3 protein-coding genes are annotated in these 3,383 nt (G+C 46.4%); 2 read left to right on the top strand and 1 reads right to left on the bottom strand.

The genetic code is table 11. The annotated features are described in order from the left end of the window. Positions 1-134 precede the first annotated feature (134 nt). Positions 135-446, bottom strand: coding sequence for a transposase (locus AC2VE5_RS24915; RefSeq protein ID WP_486890296.1), 312 nt, complete (start codon positions 444-446; stop codon positions 135-137). Positions 447-1,002: 556 nt separating this feature from the next. On the opposite strand from AC2VE5_RS24915, the gene AC2VE5_RS24910 reads away from it, so the two are divergent. Together AC2VE5_RS24910 and lanM are read left to right on the top strand one after the other, a co-directional pair. Next, positions 1,003-1,224, top strand: a complete 222-nt coding sequence (locus AC2VE5_RS24910) for a mersacidin/lichenicidin family type 2 lantibiotic (protein WP_486890295.1) — start codon at positions 1,003-1,005, stop codon at positions 1,222-1,224. 151 nt (positions 1,225-1,375) lie between these two features. After that, the coding region (gene lanM, locus AC2VE5_RS24905) for a type 2 lanthipeptide synthetase LanM (RefSeq protein ID WP_486890294.1) at positions 1,376-3,383 on the top strand (2,008 nt) is incomplete at its 3' end.

Raw genomic sequence — 3,383 nt, 5'->3', positions numbered from 1 at the left:
GACAGTACGATGGTTTCTTTGACCTCTGCGCTCCACGTCTTTCGTTGCTTGCCCATGTACTTCCTCCAAATTCTTCAACCCTCGCATAGTTTGGGTCTCGTTTGGAAGAGATCACTGGAGCATTACCAACACCGCTAGTGTGTCTTGTTGGTCTCCTGAGCAAAGAAGGCCGCGGCTTTTTTCAGGATCTCCCGCTCTTCACGCAAGATGCGATTCTCTCGCTGAAGCCTTAAGAGTTCCTCGCGCTCGTCCCGACTTAGACCACCCGCCCGGCTTTTGCCGTTGGGGGAGTCGTTACCCTCGGCCCGGCGGATCCACTCCCTTAACGAGTTGGTCGACACACCGAGGTTAGAGGCGACTTCCTGGAGGTTCTTCCCACTCCGGTTATAGAGCTGGACCGCTTCGAGCTTGAATTCTGGTGGATAAGGAGGCTTTGATGGAGGCATGTGAACACCTTCTCTTCCTGAGGATGCTACCTCAAGCGTTTAGGTGTCCATCAAACCGGGGCAACTCCACCTTAGAGTTATCCCGAGCTGATGGATACCGGTACGCATGACATAGCGTGAGCAGAGAGGTGTCAATGTCTAGAAGTCATCCCTATATCCGCCAGAATCCAAACCAGAAACTGTGAGGCACCACATTCCTCAACCAGCCGCACCGCGTCCAGCTTGAATTCGACCTCATACTGCTGCACCACCCGCTTCTTACTCATGCGAACCCCTTTCGAGACGATCGACGCGTCTCTACTCTAGGTGTCCGCTATACCCTTGTTAACTCCAACCATTTCAAGGGAGCCACTTATTTTTTGACCCATCTTGCATGTGGTTACTTTTTGTGCTAATGTCTGCTCAGGCAAAGTTTGTAAGTAATGGCGCTTTGCCGTTCGTACAGCACTCAAAGTGTCCACGGCACACTTTAGTGCTTTAAATATAAAACGGGAAGATTGGCTGAATTCTAACCGTGGGTGGGTTTAGCACTAGGTTAGTTAAGGGGGAAGTAGCTATGGAAAACACTAACACGATCCGTGCGTGGAGAGATCCAAGTTATAGACATTCCTTGACCGAAGCCGAGTTGTCTGCCATGGAAGGGAATCCTGCGGGTGAAATCAGCTGGAAGGACGAAGAGGGCACACAACCTGGTGTGACCATCGTTGTCACCATAATTGCAAAGTGTGGACCAGACACCAAAGCGGACTACACCTGCATGGTCCCATACTGTATCTGAATATGATTAGAGCGCCCTTGCGTTAAGGGCGCTCTGATTTATCATGGACCACGGCAAAAGGAACTTGCGCGAGATTGGCCATAATGCCGAAACCAAGCCATGTTCAGTCGGCGAACCGTTTGTGCAAAAAGTTAAATGGATTTAACGAAAAATGCACGATAACCTCAACACCATAGAGGGTATTTATAAAGATCCGTCTTGGTATGAAGCTTTTACGCTAAAAGAGAGGGTTTCGGCCCTTCAGTGCTGTAACAAACCGACTCACACAATAAAATCAGAAAAATTCGAGCTTTGGGAATCGCTGTTGTCAGACCCAGAAGACTTCGAACGGTTGTTGTCTGCTCACGCTATTACCAGTTTCGATCTCAATACTATCTGTGCGACGCCCGCTAAGGATCTGTTCGGTGGAACACCAAACTGGTTAAAAGACCTAGTTAATGCCTACGACTTAGGTGACGCAAGTTCCACTACCTCTTTCAAACCAGATGGTAGCTTTCCGCGGTGCATAGATGAGTTGTGTCAGGGGCTTTTGCTCTTCATCAAACCGGTGGTGGTCAAAGCTTGGAACGAACTACAAGCCGACCTAAGACATTTCCTGGAAGTCTCACGAATGGATTTGCCAGGAGCTTTGCTGTCTTTAGATAGCGTGACAGATATTCTTATCTCAAGCCTACCAAGTCAGTATCGCTCTCTGATAAGCCGCACCCTAGTTTTGCAATTGAATATAGAGCGTAAACAAAATAATTTACAAGGCGACACTCCGGAGGCACGTTTTTCGCATTTCCTTTCTATGTTAGGGGATAGCGGTTACGTGTTTAATGTTTTGCGCGAATATCCGATTCTGGCTCGCAGAATTATCGAGGTAAAGGATAATTGGAAAGCAGTTGCTTTGAAGTTCTTTGTAAGATTGTGTTCGGATTGGGACGAGGTTTTAAATACTTTTTTCAAAGGTCGACCATCAACGCTAGGTGTTTTGGAAGGAATTGAAGGAGATGTCGGCGACAAACATGCGCAAGGAAATTCAGTCTTTATTCTACGTTTCACAAGTGGAGCTAAACTGCTGTATAAACCTAGGTCGCTGGCTGCGGATTACCATTTTCAGTCATTGATCTCGTGGACCAATACACGTGGTTTTTCGCCTCGTTTAAAAGCGGCCAGTGTTCTAGATAGGGGAACATATGGTTGGGCGGAACACATTAACCATGAGAGTTGTAATTCAACTGAAGGCATTAAAACATTTTACATGAGGCAGGGGGGACTTCTGGCTCTTATGTATATACTGAATGCTGTCGATTTTCACGCGGAAAATGTTATTGCTAGCGGTGATCATCCCATATTGATTGATATAGAAGCCCTATTTCATCAAAAACGTTCTTCTAAGGACACGATGAAAACAGACTCGCAAGACTTTTATGGCGATACCGTCTTAAAAACGGGTTATCTACCCCGTATGTTTTTTTCCGATAGCGACTCCGAAGGTGTTGATCTGAGTGGGATGGGGAAAGCCTCCAACCAAGTTACGCCGTTCAAGGTGCCCGTTTGGACAAATATAGGCACTGATTTAATGCGTGTTGCTTTCGAGCATGTTCCCATAAATGAAGCGACGAACCAGCCTGTTACTGAGGACCAACAGGTCGCTCCGGATGCATATGTTGAATACATTGCTCAGGGGTTCAGATCAATGTATCTTTTATTAGAGAGAGAGAGAACTTCCCTCTTGAATGAAGTAGGACCGATCATGGCGTTTCGTGAGGACAGAGTGCGCTATATAGCAAGAAACACAAGGTTTTATGCAGACAGATTATTAGACACATACCACCCTGATTTACTGAAGAATGGTCTAGACAAGGACATTTTTTTGAGTAACATATTTAGGATACCTGTTTTTGGAAATACAGGAGGCAATACATTATCGTTGTCTGAAATAAATGATTTAACAAGTGGCGATATACCCATTTTTTACACGCAGGTTGGCTCTCGGCATATCTGGGATAGTAACGGTTTAACGACTGTAGACTTCTTTGCCAGCTCGGGTTTAGATTTGGTCCAACAGCGTATACGCTCCCTTTGCGCCGATGACCTCGCACGCCAACTATGGTTTGTACGCACGTCCTTTGCTACAAAATCTATGGGAACTCAAAGGCGTCATAGAAAGGATG

It is taken from the genome of Aliterella sp. E5.1 (assembly GCF_057473825.1).
Note: the sequence above shows the minus strand (reverse complement) of the source record. Positions and strands in the feature narration are given on the sequence as shown.